Source organism: Chitinophaga oryzae (genome assembly GCF_012516375.2).
In the GTDB taxonomy this organism is placed as follows: Bacteria; Bacteroidota; Bacteroidia; order Chitinophagales; family Chitinophagaceae; genus Chitinophaga; species Chitinophaga oryzae.
In genome coordinates this window covers 2,047,243-2,063,982 of record NZ_CP051204.2, presented here as the reverse complement: position 1 = coordinate 2,063,982, position 16,740 = coordinate 2,047,243, and the positions used below count along the sequence as shown (strand labels likewise).

The 16,740-nt window shown below is 48.4% G+C and carries 13 protein-coding genes; 8 read left to right on the top strand and 5 right to left on the bottom strand.

The genetic code is table 11. The annotated features are described in order from the left end of the window. Positions 1 to 22: 22 nt before the first annotated feature. Positions 23 to 397, bottom strand: coding sequence for a YdeI/OmpD-associated family protein (locus HF324_RS08565; RefSeq protein ID WP_168862300.1), 375 nt, complete (start codon positions 395 to 397; stop codon positions 23 to 25). A gap of 2 nt (positions 398 to 399) precedes the next feature. Continuing rightward, on the bottom strand, positions 400 to 825 hold the full coding sequence (locus tag HF324_RS08560) for a VOC family protein (protein ID WP_168811410.1): 426 nt from the start codon (positions 823 to 825) through the stop codon (positions 400 to 402). A 430-nt stretch (positions 826 to 1,255) separates the two neighbouring features. Between HF324_RS08560 and HF324_RS08555 the strand changes: the two genes are divergently transcribed. Further along, positions 1,256 to 2,167 (top strand): hypothetical protein, encoded by a 912-nt coding sequence (locus HF324_RS08555; RefSeq protein ID WP_168862299.1) that lies wholly within the window; start codon positions 1,256 to 1,258, stop codon positions 2,165 to 2,167. 72 nt (positions 2,168 to 2,239) lie between these two features. Here HF324_RS08555 and HF324_RS08550 read toward each other — a convergent pair whose 3' ends face one another. Further along, the gene (locus tag HF324_RS08550) at positions 2,240 to 3,364 is read right to left on the bottom strand and encodes a hypothetical protein (protein WP_168862298.1); all 1,125 of its coding nucleotides are present in this window, start codon (positions 3,362 to 3,364) and stop codon (positions 2,240 to 2,242) included. 248 nt (positions 3,365 to 3,612) lie between these two features. On the opposite strand from HF324_RS08550, the gene HF324_RS08545 reads away from it, so the two are divergent. The 5 genes from HF324_RS08545 to HF324_RS08525 all read left to right on the top strand — a co-directional run bounded on the left by HF324_RS08545 (position 3,613) and on the right by HF324_RS08525 (position 7,235). Beyond that, positions 3,613 to 4,059 carry an SRPBCC family protein gene (locus HF324_RS08545; protein ID WP_168862297.1) on the top strand — a complete coding sequence of 149 codons (447 nt, stop codon included), beginning with the start codon at positions 3,613 to 3,615 and terminating at the stop codon, positions 4,057 to 4,059. Between the two features lie 8 nt (positions 4,060 to 4,067). Further along, the gene (locus HF324_RS08540; RefSeq protein ID WP_168862296.1) at positions 4,068 to 4,889 is read left to right on the top strand and encodes a helix-turn-helix domain-containing protein; all 822 of its coding nucleotides are present in this window, start codon (positions 4,068 to 4,070) and stop codon (positions 4,887 to 4,889) included. A 63-nt stretch (positions 4,890 to 4,952) separates the two neighbouring features. Beyond that, on the top strand, positions 4,953 to 5,321 hold the full coding sequence (locus tag HF324_RS08535) for a VOC family protein (protein ID WP_168862295.1): 369 nt from the start codon (positions 4,953 to 4,955) through the stop codon (positions 5,319 to 5,321). A 69-nt stretch (positions 5,322 to 5,390) separates the two neighbouring features. Next, on the top strand, positions 5,391 to 6,329 hold the full coding sequence (locus HF324_RS08530; RefSeq protein WP_168862294.1) for a proline dehydrogenase family protein: 939 nt from the start codon (positions 5,391 to 5,393) through the stop codon (positions 6,327 to 6,329). A gap of 27 nt (positions 6,330 to 6,356) precedes the next feature. Further along, the gene (locus HF324_RS08525) at positions 6,357 to 7,235 is read left to right on the top strand and encodes a hypothetical protein (RefSeq protein ID WP_168862293.1); all 879 of its coding nucleotides are present in this window, start codon (positions 6,357 to 6,359) and stop codon (positions 7,233 to 7,235) included. 43 nt (positions 7,236 to 7,278) lie between these two features. On the opposite strand, the gene HF324_RS08520 is transcribed toward HF324_RS08525, so the two are convergent. Continuing rightward, positions 7,279 to 7,782 carry a VOC family protein gene (locus tag HF324_RS08520; protein ID WP_168811394.1) on the bottom strand — a complete coding sequence of 168 codons (504 nt, stop codon included), beginning with the start codon at positions 7,780 to 7,782 and terminating at the stop codon, positions 7,279 to 7,281. 39 nt (positions 7,783 to 7,821) lie between these two features. After that, entirely contained in the window at positions 7,822 to 8,271 is a 450-nt protein-coding gene (locus tag HF324_RS08515; protein WP_168811392.1) for an SRPBCC family protein, read from the bottom strand. Between the two features lie 382 nt (positions 8,272 to 8,653). Between HF324_RS08515 and HF324_RS08510 the strand changes: the two genes are divergently transcribed. Next, entirely contained in the window at positions 8,654 to 12,259 is a 3,606-nt protein-coding gene (locus tag HF324_RS08510) for a hypothetical protein (RefSeq protein WP_168811390.1), read from the top strand. A gap of 52 nt (positions 12,260 to 12,311) precedes the next feature. Further along, positions 12,312 to 16,739, top strand: a complete 4,428-nt coding sequence (locus HF324_RS08505) for a DUF6443 domain-containing protein (protein ID WP_168862292.1) — start codon at positions 12,312 to 12,314, stop codon at positions 16,737 to 16,739. Position 16,740 lies beyond the last annotated feature (1 nt).

Below are 16,740 nucleotides of genomic sequence, written 5' to 3'. Positions count from 1 at the left end.
TAAAGATTGATTCCGGCTAGTCTTACTTAGTCCTCCCCCACATCCCGGTACGCTTCGCCAGGTCGATCTTTTCCTGGCCATGTGATGTCATCAGCCCCGCTGCGATCATCCGGTCCACCCGTTCTTTATTGGGCTTGCTCCATTTGCTTTTTGCTTTGCGGGGTGTAAATGTCAGGTAGAAACTTTCCTCATCCCGTTTTTTGGCTTTACTGTCTATCCACCCGAAGCACAGAGCTTCTTCCGTGGCATCATTAAGAGAGAGGCAGGGTACCTTGCTTTTTTTATGATATTGTATGAGCCATACACCTGTTTCCGTCTGGCTGTGCTCCGTCAGCCATTTCCGCCATTCGGCCCTGGTGGGGGCGTATACGGCTTGTCTTCCGTCCAGTGTTTCCATCACTATATATTATTTTTTTTCTGCAAAATTTCCAGGTAATGCGGGTTGGTCATGATACCGATGATATTTCCAAAAGGGTCTGTTACCGCTGCTGTGGCAAAACCGCTCCCCTCCTGCCCGCGTTGGGTAATGGGTTCAAACTCCGTGGCACCTAGCGCCAGCAGCCGGTCGAGAGTGGCTTTAATATCATCCACGTGCCAGTAGGTAACGGCGCCGCCGGTGTCTGCTGATCTGGCCGGAGGGGCGTATTGGCTGTCTATCACTCCCAGCTCGTGCTGATAGTCGCCCAGGCGGAATTCGAAATAGCCGGGCATGTCGAAATAGGGGGCTATGCCGAGGAATTCGGTATACCATTTCTTTGCTGCTGCGTGGTCTGCGGCGTAAAAGGTAAGTGTAGCCATGCCGCGTAATACTGATGATTGTGCCATTTGGATAGTTTTTTGAGTGATTGTTTAACAAAAGTAGATCCGGGTTTTGACAACCTTATGTCAGCAGGGTGAAGAAAAATTTTAAAACTTCCGGAGGTGGGACATCCCGTTTTATTTATTTTCGTTTTCTTTCGGTAATGCCTGAAAACAACTATTTTTACCCCAAAAGTTAATCCATAATGAAAATTACATCCCTTACTGTAGCAGCGCTCTGCAGCTCCCTATGCGCGTTTTCCCAGACCCTCCAGTCTGTTACCGACAACGGAAATTACACCACTAAAAATGTCTGGATAGGCATGGCCCCGGCGGGCGGCGTAGGAGAAAATACTCTAAATATCGGCGGAAAGATAAAATTGCTGGGGCCGCAGATGCCTACACGACGGGCGCCGATGGGAATCAGCCTACTATTTACCGTAGCGGTGTTCCTACGATGGCCTACCCCTTTAATGTTTATGATAATCTTATTTTACAGGCAGGCGTACAAGGCAAGGATATTCTTTTTGTCACAGGCAGTACACCGAAGGAGAGACTGGTAGTCAAGTCTGATGGCAACGTTGGTATTGGCACCGCCTCGCCGATTGCCCCGTTGGACATAGCCACCAGCACCAATACTTTCGGGCTGAAGATCGGGGACGCCGCCAAATCCAATATCCGGATAGCCGGTACTGCCGATGGCGCCGAAGGTTACGGGCTCATACAGACCTTTACCAATGGCACAACGGCCGGCGGGAACCTGGTATTACAACGGGACGGCAGCGGGAAAGTAGGCATCGGGCTTCCACAGCCCCGATATGTATTGCATACAGTGGCTTACAACAACTCCGGGGCTGCCGCAGCCTTATTATGGGGCCAACAATATGGCGTAATGATAGGCGTTGAAAGTACTTCTTCCAACTACTATGCTTTGAATGTTGCCAGTAGTGTCAGCCCTCTTGGTTCGGGCGTCACTAACGAAGGAGCCAAAAGCCTGCTGTGCGTACGGGCAGATGGTAATGTAGGCATTGGCACCCTCAACCCCGGTACATACAAACTTGCTGTGGAAGGTACGGTAGGCGCCAGGAGAATAAAAGTAACGCAACAGACTTCCTGGGCTGATTTTGTGTTTCATGAAAACTACCAGCTGCCTTCTTTGCAGGAACTGGAAGCCTATATCCAGCAGCACAAACATCTTCCCGATGTGCCGACAGCAAAAGAAGTACAGGAAAACGGTATCGACATTGGCAATATGAACGCCACCCTGCTGCAGAAAGTGGAGGAGCTGACCTTATACATCATCCAGCTGAACAAAAAGAATGAAGCGCTGGAAAAAAGGGTGGCAGAGATGGAGAAGCAGAAAAATTAAGCGATCGCAATAAAAGAAGATAAAAAGAATAGCCGTTAATCAACCCGTTAACGGCTATTTTATTATAGCTGATTACTTGGTGTTCATGCTGTTGATCAGCGCAATGAGTGTGGTTGCGCTCACCGGAACAGGGTTAAAAGTGATGGAGGTGTAGTTCTTGCCTGCAGGGGGAGCAGCGATCGTTACTGTTTTCTGTTCGGCATAGAATTGACCGCCGATAGAAGAGATGGCCAGGAAAGTGCCGCTTTGTCCAACCGGGATGGCGTTCTGATAGCTCAGGAAGCCTTCAAAGCCTGGCGGCGGCGTGAAGATAGTATTATAGAATTTAATGATACTATTAATACCAGCAGGTTTAAAGTACAGCATAGTAGGCTCTTCGCCACCGAAGCTGCTGCCTGTGGCCGGATTATAGTTGGAATTAAAGTAGGCCAGTACAGTGGTTTTGGGATTGGGAAGGCTCATTAACCGGTCGCAGTTGGTCCATTTGAGCAGGCTGTCCAGTCTGAAGTTGAGCGTACCGTTGGTACCGTCAAACAGCGCATAGGCAGAAGACGGATTGGTTATCTGCTGCCAGTCCACCCCTTTATTGGCGCTCACGGTGCTGGACAATGTAATAAACTGGTTTAAATAAGTATAACCACTGGTATTAACGGTGATGGAGGTATCTCCGTTCCACATCGGGATGCGCTGCGCATCGGCTTTGGCTGGCACCTGCACGCTGATGGCGCTGTCTTTACGCAATCTAAGTGGTGTGGTCCCTTGTGAGGCGGCCACAAAAAATTCACCAAAGGATTCCAGCGGCGCACCGGTGTTGGTAGCAGTAGGCCTGTCGGCGAAGATCATGCCTGCGGCGTTACTGATTTCCTTCACGGTGAACGTGATGGTGCCGGAAGCAGGGCTGCCGTCGGGCTTTACCAGTGCGTTGCGGTAAATAGTATACTTCCTGCCGTTTTTGGTGGTAAAGGAAGCGCTCTCCTGGAGGCTTACCGTATAGCTTTCATAAGCAGGCCCGTTGGCTCTCAGGAACGTGTGCAGCTTTAACCCGTCCGGATCCGGGGCCGGCGCAGCGCTGGCAGCGAGTTTTTCTTTTGATGCATTGGAAGGATCGGAAAGATCGTTTTTCAATTGCTTGGTACATGCGCCAAGCAGCAGGAGCACGGCAACGCCGCCTGCAACGTAGAAGGATTTAATGCTCATAGTTTTGACTTGAGGGAATTTAGGAATTGGGTTTCAAGTGATCAGTTATTGGCAAAAGTGATTATTGGTTGAGCTATGAAATTACCATGTATAACTGCGGTGATAATTCACATTGATAATTATTTTTATTTTATAGAGAAAGTAGATTGATATCAGGACATCCCGTGTCCAAATCACCCCCCGATTTTGTCTGTATCACCCGCTGCGGGCATTGGCATAAAAGGGTACATTTGAGAAAACAATCCGTTATGGCAAACATCTTACATCGTATAGGGATCAAAACTTCATCCATGGATGAGGTGTACCGTGCGTTGACCACAAGGGACGGCCTCGCAGGCTGGTGGACCACCGACACGCGGGGCGAAGGCGACCAGGCCGGAAACACCGTTATATTCCGGTTTGGCACAGATGGGTTTGATATGAAAGTAACAAACCTCCAATCGCCCGGACTGGTTGAATGGGAAGTGGTCGACGGGCCACAGGAATGGATCGGCACTACCATCCGTTTCGGGCTGAAGCAGGAAGGCGACTATGTCATTTTGCTATTTAAGCACCTTGACTGGAAGGAACCTGTTGAGTTCATGCATCATTGCAGTACCAAATGGGCCGTCTTCCTGATGAGCCTGAAATCACTGGTAGAAACGGGCAAGGGACGTCCTTTTCCCGATGACGTCAAAGTCGATAACTGGAATTAAAAAAATCGATGACCTACGAAACTTTTCCGCCGCACCCGGATTTGAGCGCGTTCGTCAAATGTTACTGGACATTAACGGTCCCGGCCGAAAAAGAAGCACCCCGGCAGCGGGTGCTACCCGACGGGTGCATCGAATTATTTTTTATTCTGGGAGATGACATCCGGCGGTTTGTATCGGAGGATACGTTCATTATCCAACCCCGTGAAATGGTACTGGGGCAAATCACCGAACCTTATTTTATACAGCCCGCCGGGCATGTCCACTCCTTCGCAGTCCGTTTTTACCCATATGGCTTCGCCAATTTCACTACGCTTCCTATTCAGCAGCTGGCCAATAAAGAAACACCGCTCGAACAACTGTTCGGCCCGGAAACATCCGCAAAGCTGACGCGGGACATCATCGACGCCCGCGATACCGCGCAAAGGATACAGATCATGGAAGCCTTCCTGCTGAACAGGCTGAATCGCCAGGCAACGATCGACCAGATCGTGAAATCGACGGTAGACGCCCTGCTACAGAAAAAAGGCAGCACCTCCATCCATTCCATCCTGGAGGTGGACCTATCCAAACGGCGGCAGCTGGAACGGAAATTTATCCGGCAAATCGGCATGAGCCCCAAGCAGCTGGGCAAGGTAATACGGCTCCAGGCCGTATTGAAAATGTTGCTGCATGAACAGCCGGGGCATTTAACCAACATCGCCTATGAGCGCGACTATCATGACCAGGCCCATTTTATCAAAGATTTCCGGGAATTTACGGGCGTAAGTCCCCGGTATTTTCTGAACGACGATTCCATGGCGCTTTCAGCGCTGTTATACTCCCGGGACTAGTGTCGCAATTTTACAATTCCAGGCCAGCCGGCACCTGTAGTTTTGTCAAAAACTTCAGGAAACATGGAAAACTTCATTTCAATCGTGGAAATTCCCACCAACTCGTTTGCCCGGGCAGTAAAATTTTACCAGTCTGTTTTCAACATCGGTATCCGCGAGATAGACATGCAGGGAACACAGATGGGACTGTTCCCCGGTGGCGAAGGCCCGGTAAATGTAGCCCTGGTAAAGGGAGATGATTATAAGCCCTCCGCGACCGGCACGCTGGTTTACTTCAACGGCGGCGACGATCTGCAAAACCTACTCCATAAAATTGAACCCGCCGGTGGCAAAGTACTCCTGCCCAAGACCCTCATAGATGCGGAGAACGGCTTCTTTGCCATCTTTACTGACACCGAGGGCAACAAGTTGGGATTGCATTCCTATAAATAATTTCAGTCCTTTCTGACAATGCTACCCGGGCGGATTATGCTTATCTTTAGCTGCTAAAATGCGACACTAATGGATAAGTTATTAAGTATCGGTTCAACGGCACTCAGGAAAGCGGCGTTAAACGAACAGGCAAAGGAATTTCTGCTGGAGAACGAGGTCCTGTTCAGCGTATTGAAAAAAGCTGCCGACAGGTACATCGGCGGAGAAACGCTGGAAGAAACGGTCGGCAAAGTAGTACAGCAAAACAGAAACGGGTTTAAATGCTCTGTAGAGTTTATGGGCGAAAGTACCCGGAATGAGCAGGAGGCGGCTGAAGCTACCAGTGAATTTGTGAAGATCTGCCAGGATATCCACCGGCAAAACCTCTATTCAACCGTTTCGCTGGACCTCTCCCATATCGGGCTGGCTGTTTCAGAAGACCTCTGTTACAACAACCTGATGACCATCTGCACAGCGGCAGCAAAAGGAAATACAGAAGTCATCATCAGCGCGGAAGGTACCGAACGTACAGATGCCATCCTCGACACCTATAAACGTGCAATAAAAGAATACAGCGGTCTGGGTATTACCCTGCAGGCTTATCTGTACCGCTCCAAAGATGATTTTGCCGAACTGCTGAAAACACCCGGTCGTATCAGGATCGTAAAAGGCGCCTTTGAAACCGCCCCTCACCTGTCCATGCCAAGGGGAGAAGCACTGGATGAAGCGTACCTGGGCTATATAGGGCAACTGTTGTCTAACGGGCACCTGTGCTCCATTGCCACGCATCATGATAAAATACAGCAACAAGCCAAAGCGCTGATCCATCAATATAAACCGGACAAGGAAAAATACGAGTTTGAGAGCCTGTATGGCATCCAGACGGAGCAGCTGGAACAACTAAAGGCAGAGGGCTATCCCACAAAATTGTATTTCGTTTACGGGAAAGAATGGTACCTCTATTTGTGCAACCGGCTGGCGGAATACCCGATGAATGTATTTCGGGCACTGAATGATATTGTGGGTTAGTTCGACAAAGCGTACACAGGAGTAGCTATGAATAACAAGGTCATTTTCCCTGAAGGTCTGGCCGACTTTCTTTATTGGGTAAAAGAAACAACAGAATCATATTGGCATAAAGTGGATCCTCAAAAGTCCATCTATGGTGCAAAGTGGTTGCCACTCTCAGAGGCGCAAATCGACGGACTGGAATCAAAATATTCCATCAAATTTGACGTCGAACACAGAACGTTCCTGAGGATACTGCATACCATAGATAAATACTATGACCAGGATGAAAGCGGGCAGCAGGAAGAGCAGGACCCACCGCCTGCAGATAATGTAGCTACAGAAGAAATGAAGAAAGCAGGGAAATTCCGGACACCGCCTTACCGGCCTTCTTTTTTCTATAACTGGCTGACGGACAAAGAATGGATCGAAAGCAGGCTAACCTGGGTGGGGGACCACTTCATCGATGATATACTGAGTGTCAACAGGTCCTGGCTCAGGTCCTGGGGGCCGCGCCCGGAATCTGATGACGAGAAAATCCGGATATTCCGGGAGTGGTATCACCAGGCACCTCGTTTACTCCCTATAAAAGCACATACATTTCTGATGGCTGACGGAGGGCGTGGACTGAGACCTGTCATGTCTGTTTATGGTTTCGACACTATTATCTCTGCCTGGAGTCTCCGCCACTTTCTAATCAGAGAATTGGGGGAGGAACTCGGCCTTACAGCTATTTATTATGACGAAGACTACCCCGAAGGCTACAAAGATCTGGTGAAGGGTAATCCCGAACTGGATGCACTCCAGGCCATCAGGCTGGATGAAGCGGATATTCCTTACTGGAAAGAACCGCTTACCTATTATCAATATCCGGGCAGGGAGACGTGGCAGGGATTTGGAATCCCATGGAGCATACCCAAATCGTAAGCAATATTTCCTATCTGCGATCTATGTTGTAGCATGGGTAATACTACTTCTTCATTTGTTCCACTGCCGTCCATCCTTCCGGTGTAATACCCATAATCTCCGTCACCATGCCCAGCGTTTTATAAGTATCGAAAAACGCCATCCGGGCAATGGGATGGTCCACTTCACTGATAATGGCATAGCCTTGCTCCCGCAGCTCGTCAGTCACCCGTCCGAAGTCGCTTACCGGTAGCCGGAACGCCAGATGCTGCGTTCCGCCGGCGGGATACTGCGCGAGATAGTCATGGAACATGCTCTGGCCGGAAAGTGGCTGTACCAGCTCGATGAAAGTGCCACCGTTATATGTCTGCGTGGTGAGCCATTCGGCAGCTACCACCTTTCCATAGTAGGTCATAGCCAGGTCCTGCGCACGGACATGTTCCGGTTCAGGGAAACCCGCGATTCCCAACGCCCCGGAGAGGAATTTCACCGCGGCGTGTATATCAGGCACCACCCAGCCTATTTGTGCCAGCTCCAGTCCGGCGATGGTATCGTTAATAGCGTTCATATTCGTTCTCTTTTTTTTAAAAAACGTATAGCCGTGCAATCAGGCATCAGGTATCTGCGGCTCTACCAGTTTAGCCAGTTTCTCCAGCGACTCCTGCCAGCCCAGGTAACACATTTCAACCGGGATCATTGCCGGAATACCTTCCTGTGTAATCTTAATCTCCGTACCGGCCACTGTTTGACGGAGCCAGACGGAAGTGATCATTTCCCCGGGCATATTAGGATCGTCGAATCGATCGGTATATTTCAGGAACTCATTGGGCTTTACTTCCAGGTAGGTACCACCAAAAGAATGACCATTACCTGTGGAGAAATTATGAAAAGACGCTTTATGTGAACCACCAGCTACCGGGTTCAGTTCATGAACAGTGCAGAGGAATCCGTAAGGAGGTAACCACGCAGCCAGCGCCAACGGCTCTGTAAAGGCACGAAAAACTTTGTCCGGTGATGTTTTCAGCATTCTGTGCAGGGAGACAGTATTGTTTGACATAAAATAGACTTTTTTGTTTCCTACTCGTCTGGCTTTTCGGTTCCGCCCGTTTTTTAAGAGTGGTCGCTGCTCCACTTGTTTGTATTTTGTTTCAACACAACAAAGATGGGGATAAGATCGGAATATGAAGGGGGCCGGATAAGACAATTTGAAGGGCTGATTGCGACGTGGCAAGGAAGCTTATTTCCACCATATAACTCCCTGCCCCCTTGCATACTATCAATCGGTAAACATCTGTACTATTTTTGGCCGGGTTTAAAAAAGGAGGTACTTTGCACCACCAAAAAAATAGTATATGCTATTCTTTTGCTGAAACATTTTTTGATAACCATGCTATATGAGCCGCTGCAAACCTATGTGCAGCAGGGCTAGTTCTTGTACCATGAAAAATATATTAGGAGTACTGCTATGCTGCAGTACATTGTTTGGAACCTTATCTGTCCGGGCCCAGGGCCAACGTCCTCCCCTGAAGGAACCTGTAAAAGTGATACCCTCATCGCCGGAAGCCTCTGCCCTGGGGCGATACGGGGAATGGCCGGTAAGTTTACACACAGGTACCACCAATATCAACGTTCCGTTCTACGCTATTTCATTACGCGATCTGTCATTGCCGGTACAATTATCTTACCATGCCTCCGGTATCAAAGTGGAAGATGTGGCTTCCTGGGTGGGGACCGGCTGGGCGCTGGAAGCCGGCGGGATGATCACCCGCACGGTACAGGGCATTCCCGACGATGAGATGAACGGCTATATGAGAACGCGGACCGAGCTGGATAACTTTCCGAAAGTATTTGATGCCAGGCAGCCAGGGGATTACAAGATTTTAAGCGAGGCCAGTCAGACTGGCGTAACACCTTATGACACCGAACCAGACTGGTACTTCTTCAACTTCGCCGGAAAGAGCGGAAAATTCTTCATCGATAAGGACGGCTCCATGAAATCCATGCCCGTCAGTAACCTGAAAGTAATTCACTATCCTGCTTTCTTCTCCGGGAACCTCAGCGAGCGTTACTGGGAGATACTGGACGACAATGGTGTCACTTACTTCCTTGGCCAGGACGGAGCACAGGAGAAAACCACCTACCAGGATGATGATAAAATGGTGCGCAGGAGTAATATCAACGGATGGTACCTGAATAAAATCGTATCTCCTAACAAACAGGATAGCATTGTCTTCACCTACGAAGACAAAAGCGAATTCTACAACGTAAAAGGATCACAGGCACTGGTATTGCCACAGGCAGTACCGAATGATTTTCTGACTACCACCATGCTGGAAAACGCCGGATACGGATATTACGGTACCACTAATCCGGGTGCCGCCACCAATGCAGTCAGCGGCAAGACCCAACTCAGGGCCATCACCTGGAAAGACGGCAGGATCGACTTGCATGCAAAGACACGGCGTGCGGATATCTCAGGCGTATTGCTGGATAGCATCGTGGTACGGAATGCTCAACAAGACATCATCAACAAGTATGAATTTAAATATGACAATAACGCTAACAGGCCCTATCTGCTGAGTATTGTGCAACATCCGGCGCCGGAAATAACACAGGATTACTACTCCTTCGAATATGATAAATATTCAATGCCCAACCGCTTTTCTGATGCGCAGGACCGATGGGGTTACTATAATGGCGCAAATAGTAATACCAATATGATCGAGAGCCACCCGGCGATGACAAAATACAAAAATCCATTTCCTGTGGCGCAAGCCAACAGGGTAGCTTCAAACCAGGCTTCCGCCGGCAGCCTGATCAGGATAAAATACCCCACCGGCGGATCTACCTCTTTTACCTATGAAGTGAACCGGTATGACCGTACAGCTGAACCGCCGAAGGAGATCCCTGGTTACTATGCTCCGGGAGGCTTTGGCACTGCCGCCTCATTTATAGGTTCCCGCCACACCGAAAGCACTATTGACTCCAAAGAGCGGGTAGACGGATCATGCAGACTTTTTATAGATGTACACAACTACATGAGAGGCGTAGAGCCGCAGGATGCCTGGCTTCCCCGGTTTATCATCTACTCAATTGACAAAGACGGAAAAGAAAGTATATTCTATCAATGGAACGCTCACGATGACAAACTAATCAGTAACCCCACATACAACAGTGATGGTACGGAAAACCTCCACTATCAATCAGAAGGATTTTTTCCAAGCTTCCCGGAAGGAAAAATAAGATTTGTATTGGAAATCGTCTGTATTAAGCCGCGGGGGGAATGTCCGGTATTTCAGAGAATGCCTGACATTTCGGTTTTCTTCGAATACATGAAGTGGTATCCTCCCACTACCGAGTCTCAGGCACAATATAACACCGCCGGGGGTATCCGGATAAAAGAAATGACGACTTATAGTCACGATAATAAGCCATTGACCCAAAAACAGTATACTTATACGAAAATGGGTGTAGTGGATAACAAACCCCAGGAAATATCCTCCGGTATATTGATCAGTACACCCGTTAATTACTCCATCAGCAGAAGGGCATTTTCATGTGGGCCAATGTACGACGCAAATGGACAACAGTCCTGCAGTTTCTCACAGATTATGGTGGGGACTTTCAGCTCTACACCGGTGACAGTACTGGGTATGACAGGCGGAGGCTATGTGGGTTACGACAAAGTAACAGAGAAAGTCATTGACTATAGCGGAAACACCGGCAGAACCGACTATTACTACAGTAATGCTTACAATGGTTATAGCCCTGTCAACATGAACGGCATTTATACCGGTTTTGAGGCAGATGGATGGGGGCTTCAGTTCCCTTTAATCGACCGCAGCTACGCCAGAGGCCTGCTCCTGCAGAAAGATGTCATTGCTGTCACACCGTCGGGTGCTGAAAAACTGGTAGAGCAGGAAGTGAACAAATATAACCTCAATGACAAAGAGAATGATCCTAATCTGGTCACTTCACGTTATCTCCGGGTAGTTCGGTTGGCCGATTCCCTGAAAACCTGTTGTGCAAGAACTTATACCGACGCGGAAAGAATAGAAAACAGGGTGTACGAATTTGGGTATAGCTACTACGATGTTAAGTCTCCCTGGGTAACACTGGCCAGCAAAACATTGATGAAAGACAGCGTCACTACCACGACCAACTATTTTTATAACGCCGGCAACCAGATGATTTCGCGGGAAGAGCGGACCAATAGCAGAAACGAGGCAGCTATTATCAGCCTGAAATACCCTTCTGATAAGGTATCGGCCGGGCAGGACCCGAAAGGGATTTTTCAGAAGATGATTGACCGGAATATGATCCTGCCTGTTGTAGAAGAAGAAAATATCGTCAACGGGGTTCAACGCAACAAAACGACAGTCAGCTATAAAGACTGGTACAATAACGGAAGGATTATCAGACCCGATACCGTATTCACTTCTAATCTGGGCAAAACAATGTATCCCGCAGTAATTTATAAATCCTACGACGCATTGGGTAATATTAAGTCCATGAGCGCCGGCAGTAACTTCACGTCCTCCATTATATGGAGTTACAACGATGCTTACCCTGTCATGAAAGCGGATAATGCAGAAGCGAATGAAATATATTACGAAGGATTCGAAAACAGCACGCTGACCGGCGTGACTGCTGATGTAGCCCATCAGGGAAATAAATCCTTCAGAGGCACGTTGTCTGTCAGCTTTGTAAGACCCGACAACAAAGAATACCTGCTCGCCTACTGGAAATACACTGGCGGAAGCTGGCAAAAAGTGATTCAGCCGTTAACCGGCAACAATCCGACAGTAAACGCCGTAGAGCCTGTCGATGATGTTACGATATATCCTAAAGGAGCGGCAGTAAGCACTTACAGCTACCTACCGCTGGTAGGGATGACATCTGAGAATTCACCGGTTAATATTCTCAGAAAATACTCCTATGATAAACTGGGCAGATTACAGATCGTGCGCGATGCAGATAACAGAATACTGAAAATGCTCTGTTACAACTATTATGGACAGGCCACCGATTGTTTGCCAAAATAGCCAGGTGCCATCGTAACGCTTATTCTACTAACATTGTAGCATACTATACAATATGAAATTCAGAAAGTCAGTTAACCTGATCGTAAAACTGGTCATCCCTATACTCAGCTTTTGTGAAGCCGCTTCCGCCCAGAATGTACCGGCGGAAACCGACAAACCACCGATAGCGGCCCCATTGTCGCCGGCAGCCGGATATGACAGCGTTCTCCGGAACTATATCTGTACCTGGGAACCCTCCATGCCTCTGACCAATCCGGCAGATGTGGCCAATGCAGGACGTCCCGCGGCTGAAGTAAAATTGACCACAGCATATTTTGATGCCATCGGCCGACCGCTGCAGACAGTCAGCAAACAGATGAGCGGCAGCGGGAAAGACATTGTGTCGATGTTCCTCTATGACGCGGTTGGGCGGGAAAAACTGAAGTATCTGCCTTACGCATCGCAAACCGGCAATACCAACGATGGTAAATTCAAACTAAACCCCTTCGCCGACCAGAAAGATTTTTATCAAAGTGAGACATTAAACCCGGGAGCTGTCAATGAAACTGTTTATTACAGTGAGGTTGAATTTGAAGCGTCGCCGTTAAACCGGGTACTAAAGACCTATCATCCCGGCAACAGCTGGGCGAAAACAGGTGGTAGTCATCCTGTAAACCAGGGTTACGATGCTAATACCGCGGAGGACGCTGTTCGCATCTGGAAGATAACGGACGACCAGAGTTTACCGGTTAGCCCGGGCATTTATGCCGCCAAACAGCTCTATAAGGTTGTCTCGTCCGACGAACAGGGCCAGACCACCATCGCCTTTACCGACAAAGACGGCCGGCTGATACTGAAAAAAATCCAGTTAAACAATGACTGGCTCTCCACTTATTATGTTTATGATGACTCCGGCAATCTGCGATTTGTGATACCTCCACGGGCTGCACAGATCATCAACGGCAACTGGAACCTCGCTCCTGTGGCGGCAGAGCTATGCTTTCAGTACCAGTACGACGAACGTAACCGGATGATTATAAAAAAAGTACCAGGGGCCGCTCCTGTAGAGATGGTATATGACATCCGCGACCGCCTGGTACTAACCCGTGACGGAAACCTGAAAAGCAAGCGCCAATGGCTCATGTCTTTTTATGATGGCCTTAATCGCGTGGTGGAAACGGCCTTATACACAGCTGACACCAATACTTACACACGGGCAGTATTGCAGCAGCAGTTAAATACCGCTACCGGTACAGGCAGCGTACAATATGATTTCCCGGGTGTCACGCACCTGGTTGTTAAAACAAATGACCGGCAGCTTTATGAAGCCCGGGAGAGTATCACCATAGAACCCGGGTTTGAATCCGCCAATGGCGATAACCTGGATTTCCGTGTGGATCCGTCCTTAACAAACGGCAGCATCTACCTGCCTGTTACCAACCCGCTGCCCAACGTACCCGCAGCGGCGCTAACGCCACTTACTTTCACCTATTACGACCATTACTCCTATGATGGCCTGAAGGCCGCAGTGGCCACGGACTTCAGCAAACCGCAGGCAGGAAGCAACCTATACGCGCAACCGGTTAAAACCAATACAACCCCTGAAGGAATGGTCACAGGAACGCGCATACGGGTTTTAGGAACAGATACCTGGCTGACCACCACCAATTACTATGATGATGACAACCGGCTGGTACAGACGATCAGTGATAACCTGAACGGAGCACAGGACGTGGCCACCACGCTGTACGATTTCAGTGGTAAAGTACTGAGTACTTATGTCCATCATCGCAACAAGCAGAGCGCCGCTACACCGGAAACCAAAGTGCTGACAATGATGCATTACGACCATGCAGGGCGGGTAGATGAAATCAGCAAACGCATTAATGACAATCCTGCTTTGCAACGGACCATTGTTAACAACAGTTACGACGAGCTGGGACAGATGAAAACCAAGCGGTTGGGGGTAACCGGTACCGGTCAGCTGGAGACGCTCGAATATGAATACAATATCCGCGGATGGCTGAAAGGTATCAACAGAAAGTTTGCTACCGGCAAAACCAGCGGCAACTGGTTTGGCCAGGAGCTCAGCTATGATTATGGGTTCTCCGGGAAACAGTTCAACGGCAACATCGCCGGTGCGAAATGGAAAAGCCGCTCCGATGGAACGGCAAGGGCCTTCGGCTATCAGTATGACCAGGCTAATCGTTTGGCTGCCGCAGATTTCAGCCAACTGGAAGGAACCGCCTCCTGGACAAAATCAAAAATGGACTTCTCTGTCAGCAATCTGAACTATGATGCCAACGGCAACATACTGTCCATGAGCCAGAAAGGAATGGAGGGCAGTGTTATTAAACAGATAGACAGCCTGAAATATGGTTATCTCCCTAACAGCAACAAATTATCTTTCGTTACTGATAAACAAAATAATCCCAATACGCTGCTGGGTGATTTCCGGGAAAAACAAAATGACGAATCCCCGGACTATCAGTACGATCTTAACGGCAACCTGGTACTTGATCAAAACAAACAGCTGACGATCCGCTACAATCATCTGAATCTCCCTGAAAATATTGTCGTTACCGGCAAAGGTTATATCACCTATACCTATGACGCTGGCGGGAATAAATTAAGGAAAATAGTAGTGGACCAAACCGGCACAGGTAAAACAACCGTCACCGACTATACCGGCATGTTCCAGTATACCAATGATACGTTACGTATTATCAGCCACGAGGAAGGACGTATCCGCACTATTGCTAAGGCCGGAACGCCCCTGGACTACAAATACGACTACTTCGTCAAGGACCACCTGGGTAACATCCGCATGGTACTCACTGAGCAGACAGATTTCACCATGTATGCCGCTACCATGGAAAATGCCCGCGCCAGTGTTGAAACAGCGCTTTTCAGCAATGTGAACGAAACCCGGGTGCCCAAACCGGCAGGCTATCCTGATGATGACACGGATAGCAAGAATGCAGCTGTTGCGAAGTTGAACGCCAATACCGGCGGAAACAAAATCGGGCCGTCGCTGGTGCTGCGCGTCATGGCTGGCGATACCGTCCAGATAAATGCCCGCGCCTTCTATAAATCCCAGGGGCCCGCAGCCAAAAATACAGCGCCCCTGCCGGAAGACATGGTAGCGGGACTGGTACAGGCGTTCGGCGGACAGGCAGAGGCTGGCAGTCAGCATGGATTTGAGACAGGAAACAACAGTACACCGTTTAACACCAACTTCTACAATAATCAATACCAGCGGCTTAAAGAAAAAAGTCCCGACCAGCCGGAAGGCAAGCCCAAAGCATACCTTAATTTTGTATTGTTCGACGATCAGTTTAAATTAGTCGATCAAAACAGTGGCGTTAAACAGGTGAGCGGAGAAGCCGATCAGCTGCAAACCCTTGGCACAGACAGAATGCCAATCACCCAAAACGGGTTCCTGTATGTATACACCAGTAATGAATCACAGCAGGATGTGTTCTTTGATAATTTAGTGGTGACGCAGGCGTCCGGACCAATGCTGGAAGAAACGCATTATTATCCGTTTGGGTTGACGATTGCGGGGATTAGTTCCAATGCACTCAAAGGAAGTAATTATGCGGAGAACAGGCTGAAGTATAATGGGAATGAACTACAGCATAAAGAGTTTAGCGATGGATCGGGATTAGAGTTGTATGATTTTAATGCGCGGACATATGATCAGCAGATAGGAAGATTTTTACAAATTGATCCACTCATAGAAAGTGGTGAACAAGAAAGAATCAGCCCTTATCACTTTGCTAAAAATGATCCTATTAAATATAATGACCCTGATGGGAAATGTCCCAATTGTATTGTAGGAGCCATTGTTGGAGCAGCTGTTGACTATGGAACACAAGTAACTAAGAACTTAGCAAGCGGAAAACCACTTAGAGCTTCGTTTACAGAGGTTGATTTCTGGTCAATTGGTATTTCAGCGGTATCAGGCGCGCTATCCGGAGGCCTGTCTGCGCTTACCCCTGCTTCTATTGCAGGCAAAGTAGGTGTGGAAGCACTTAATTTAACCAGATTAACAGCAGAGTCAGCCGCCAAACAATATGCTGGAGACGGATCCGTAAGTGTAGCACAAACCCTAAGTGATGTTGGTGCTTCAAGAGTGGGAGACTTATTAACAGCGAAAATAAGTCCAATTTCCACCCGAGCTACTGCTAATGCAATTTCAGCGACAGAAAGACAGCTTGATAGAGCAATTAGAATAACGATAGGCGATCCAACCAGTTCAGGAAGGGCTGCAACCGTGCGATCTCTACGTTCCCAACTAAATACTCAGGTGCAGACATTGAATACAAAACAAGTAACTAATGAAGTTATTAAAAATACAGCGGGAGGGTCAGCAGGAAATGCATTACAGGAAACCTCGAACTATTTAAGAAAGCCTGTAAAGGAGAACTCTCCGTTACAAGCAAACATAAATGATGCAGAAATTAGAAGAATCAATTTTTTAAAACCATTTAGGTAAT

What these genes read in the sequence shown, in the direction of transcription:
- HF324_RS08565 (WP_168862300.1), bottom strand. Translation starts at nt 397, where the DNA reads ATGGAAACACTGGACGGAAGACAAGCCGTATACGCCCCCACCAGGGCC.
- HF324_RS08560 (WP_168811410.1), bottom strand. Translation starts at nt 825, where the DNA reads ATGGCACAATCATCAGTATTACGCGGCATGGCTACACTTACCTTTTAC.
- HF324_RS08555 (WP_168862299.1), top strand. Translation starts at nt 1,256, where the DNA reads ATGGCCTACCCCTTTAATGTTTATGATAATCTTATTTTACAGGCAGGC.
- HF324_RS08550 (WP_168862298.1), bottom strand. Translation starts at nt 3,364, where the DNA reads ATGAGCATTAAATCCTTCTACGTTGCAGGCGGCGTTGCCGTGCTCCTG.
- HF324_RS08545 (WP_168862297.1), top strand. Translation starts at nt 3,613, where the DNA reads ATGGCAAACATCTTACATCGTATAGGGATCAAAACTTCATCCATGGAT.
- HF324_RS08540 (WP_168862296.1), top strand. Translation starts at nt 4,068, where the DNA reads ATGACCTACGAAACTTTTCCGCCGCACCCGGATTTGAGCGCGTTCGTC.
- HF324_RS08535 (WP_168862295.1), top strand. Translation starts at nt 4,953, where the DNA reads ATGGAAAACTTCATTTCAATCGTGGAAATTCCCACCAACTCGTTTGCC.
- HF324_RS08530 (WP_168862294.1), top strand. Translation starts at nt 5,391, where the DNA reads ATGGATAAGTTATTAAGTATCGGTTCAACGGCACTCAGGAAAGCGGCG.
- HF324_RS08525 (WP_168862293.1), top strand. Translation starts at nt 6,357, where the DNA reads ATGAATAACAAGGTCATTTTCCCTGAAGGTCTGGCCGACTTTCTTTAT.
- HF324_RS08520 (WP_168811394.1), bottom strand. Translation starts at nt 7,782, where the DNA reads ATGAACGCTATTAACGATACCATCGCCGGACTGGAGCTGGCACAAATA.
- HF324_RS08515 (WP_168811392.1), bottom strand. Translation starts at nt 8,271, where the DNA reads ATGTCAAACAATACTGTCTCCCTGCACAGAATGCTGAAAACATCACCG.
- HF324_RS08510 (WP_168811390.1), top strand. Translation starts at nt 8,654, where the DNA reads ATGAAAAATATATTAGGAGTACTGCTATGCTGCAGTACATTGTTTGGA.
- HF324_RS08505 (WP_168862292.1), top strand. Translation starts at nt 12,312, where the DNA reads ATGAAATTCAGAAAGTCAGTTAACCTGATCGTAAAACTGGTCATCCCT.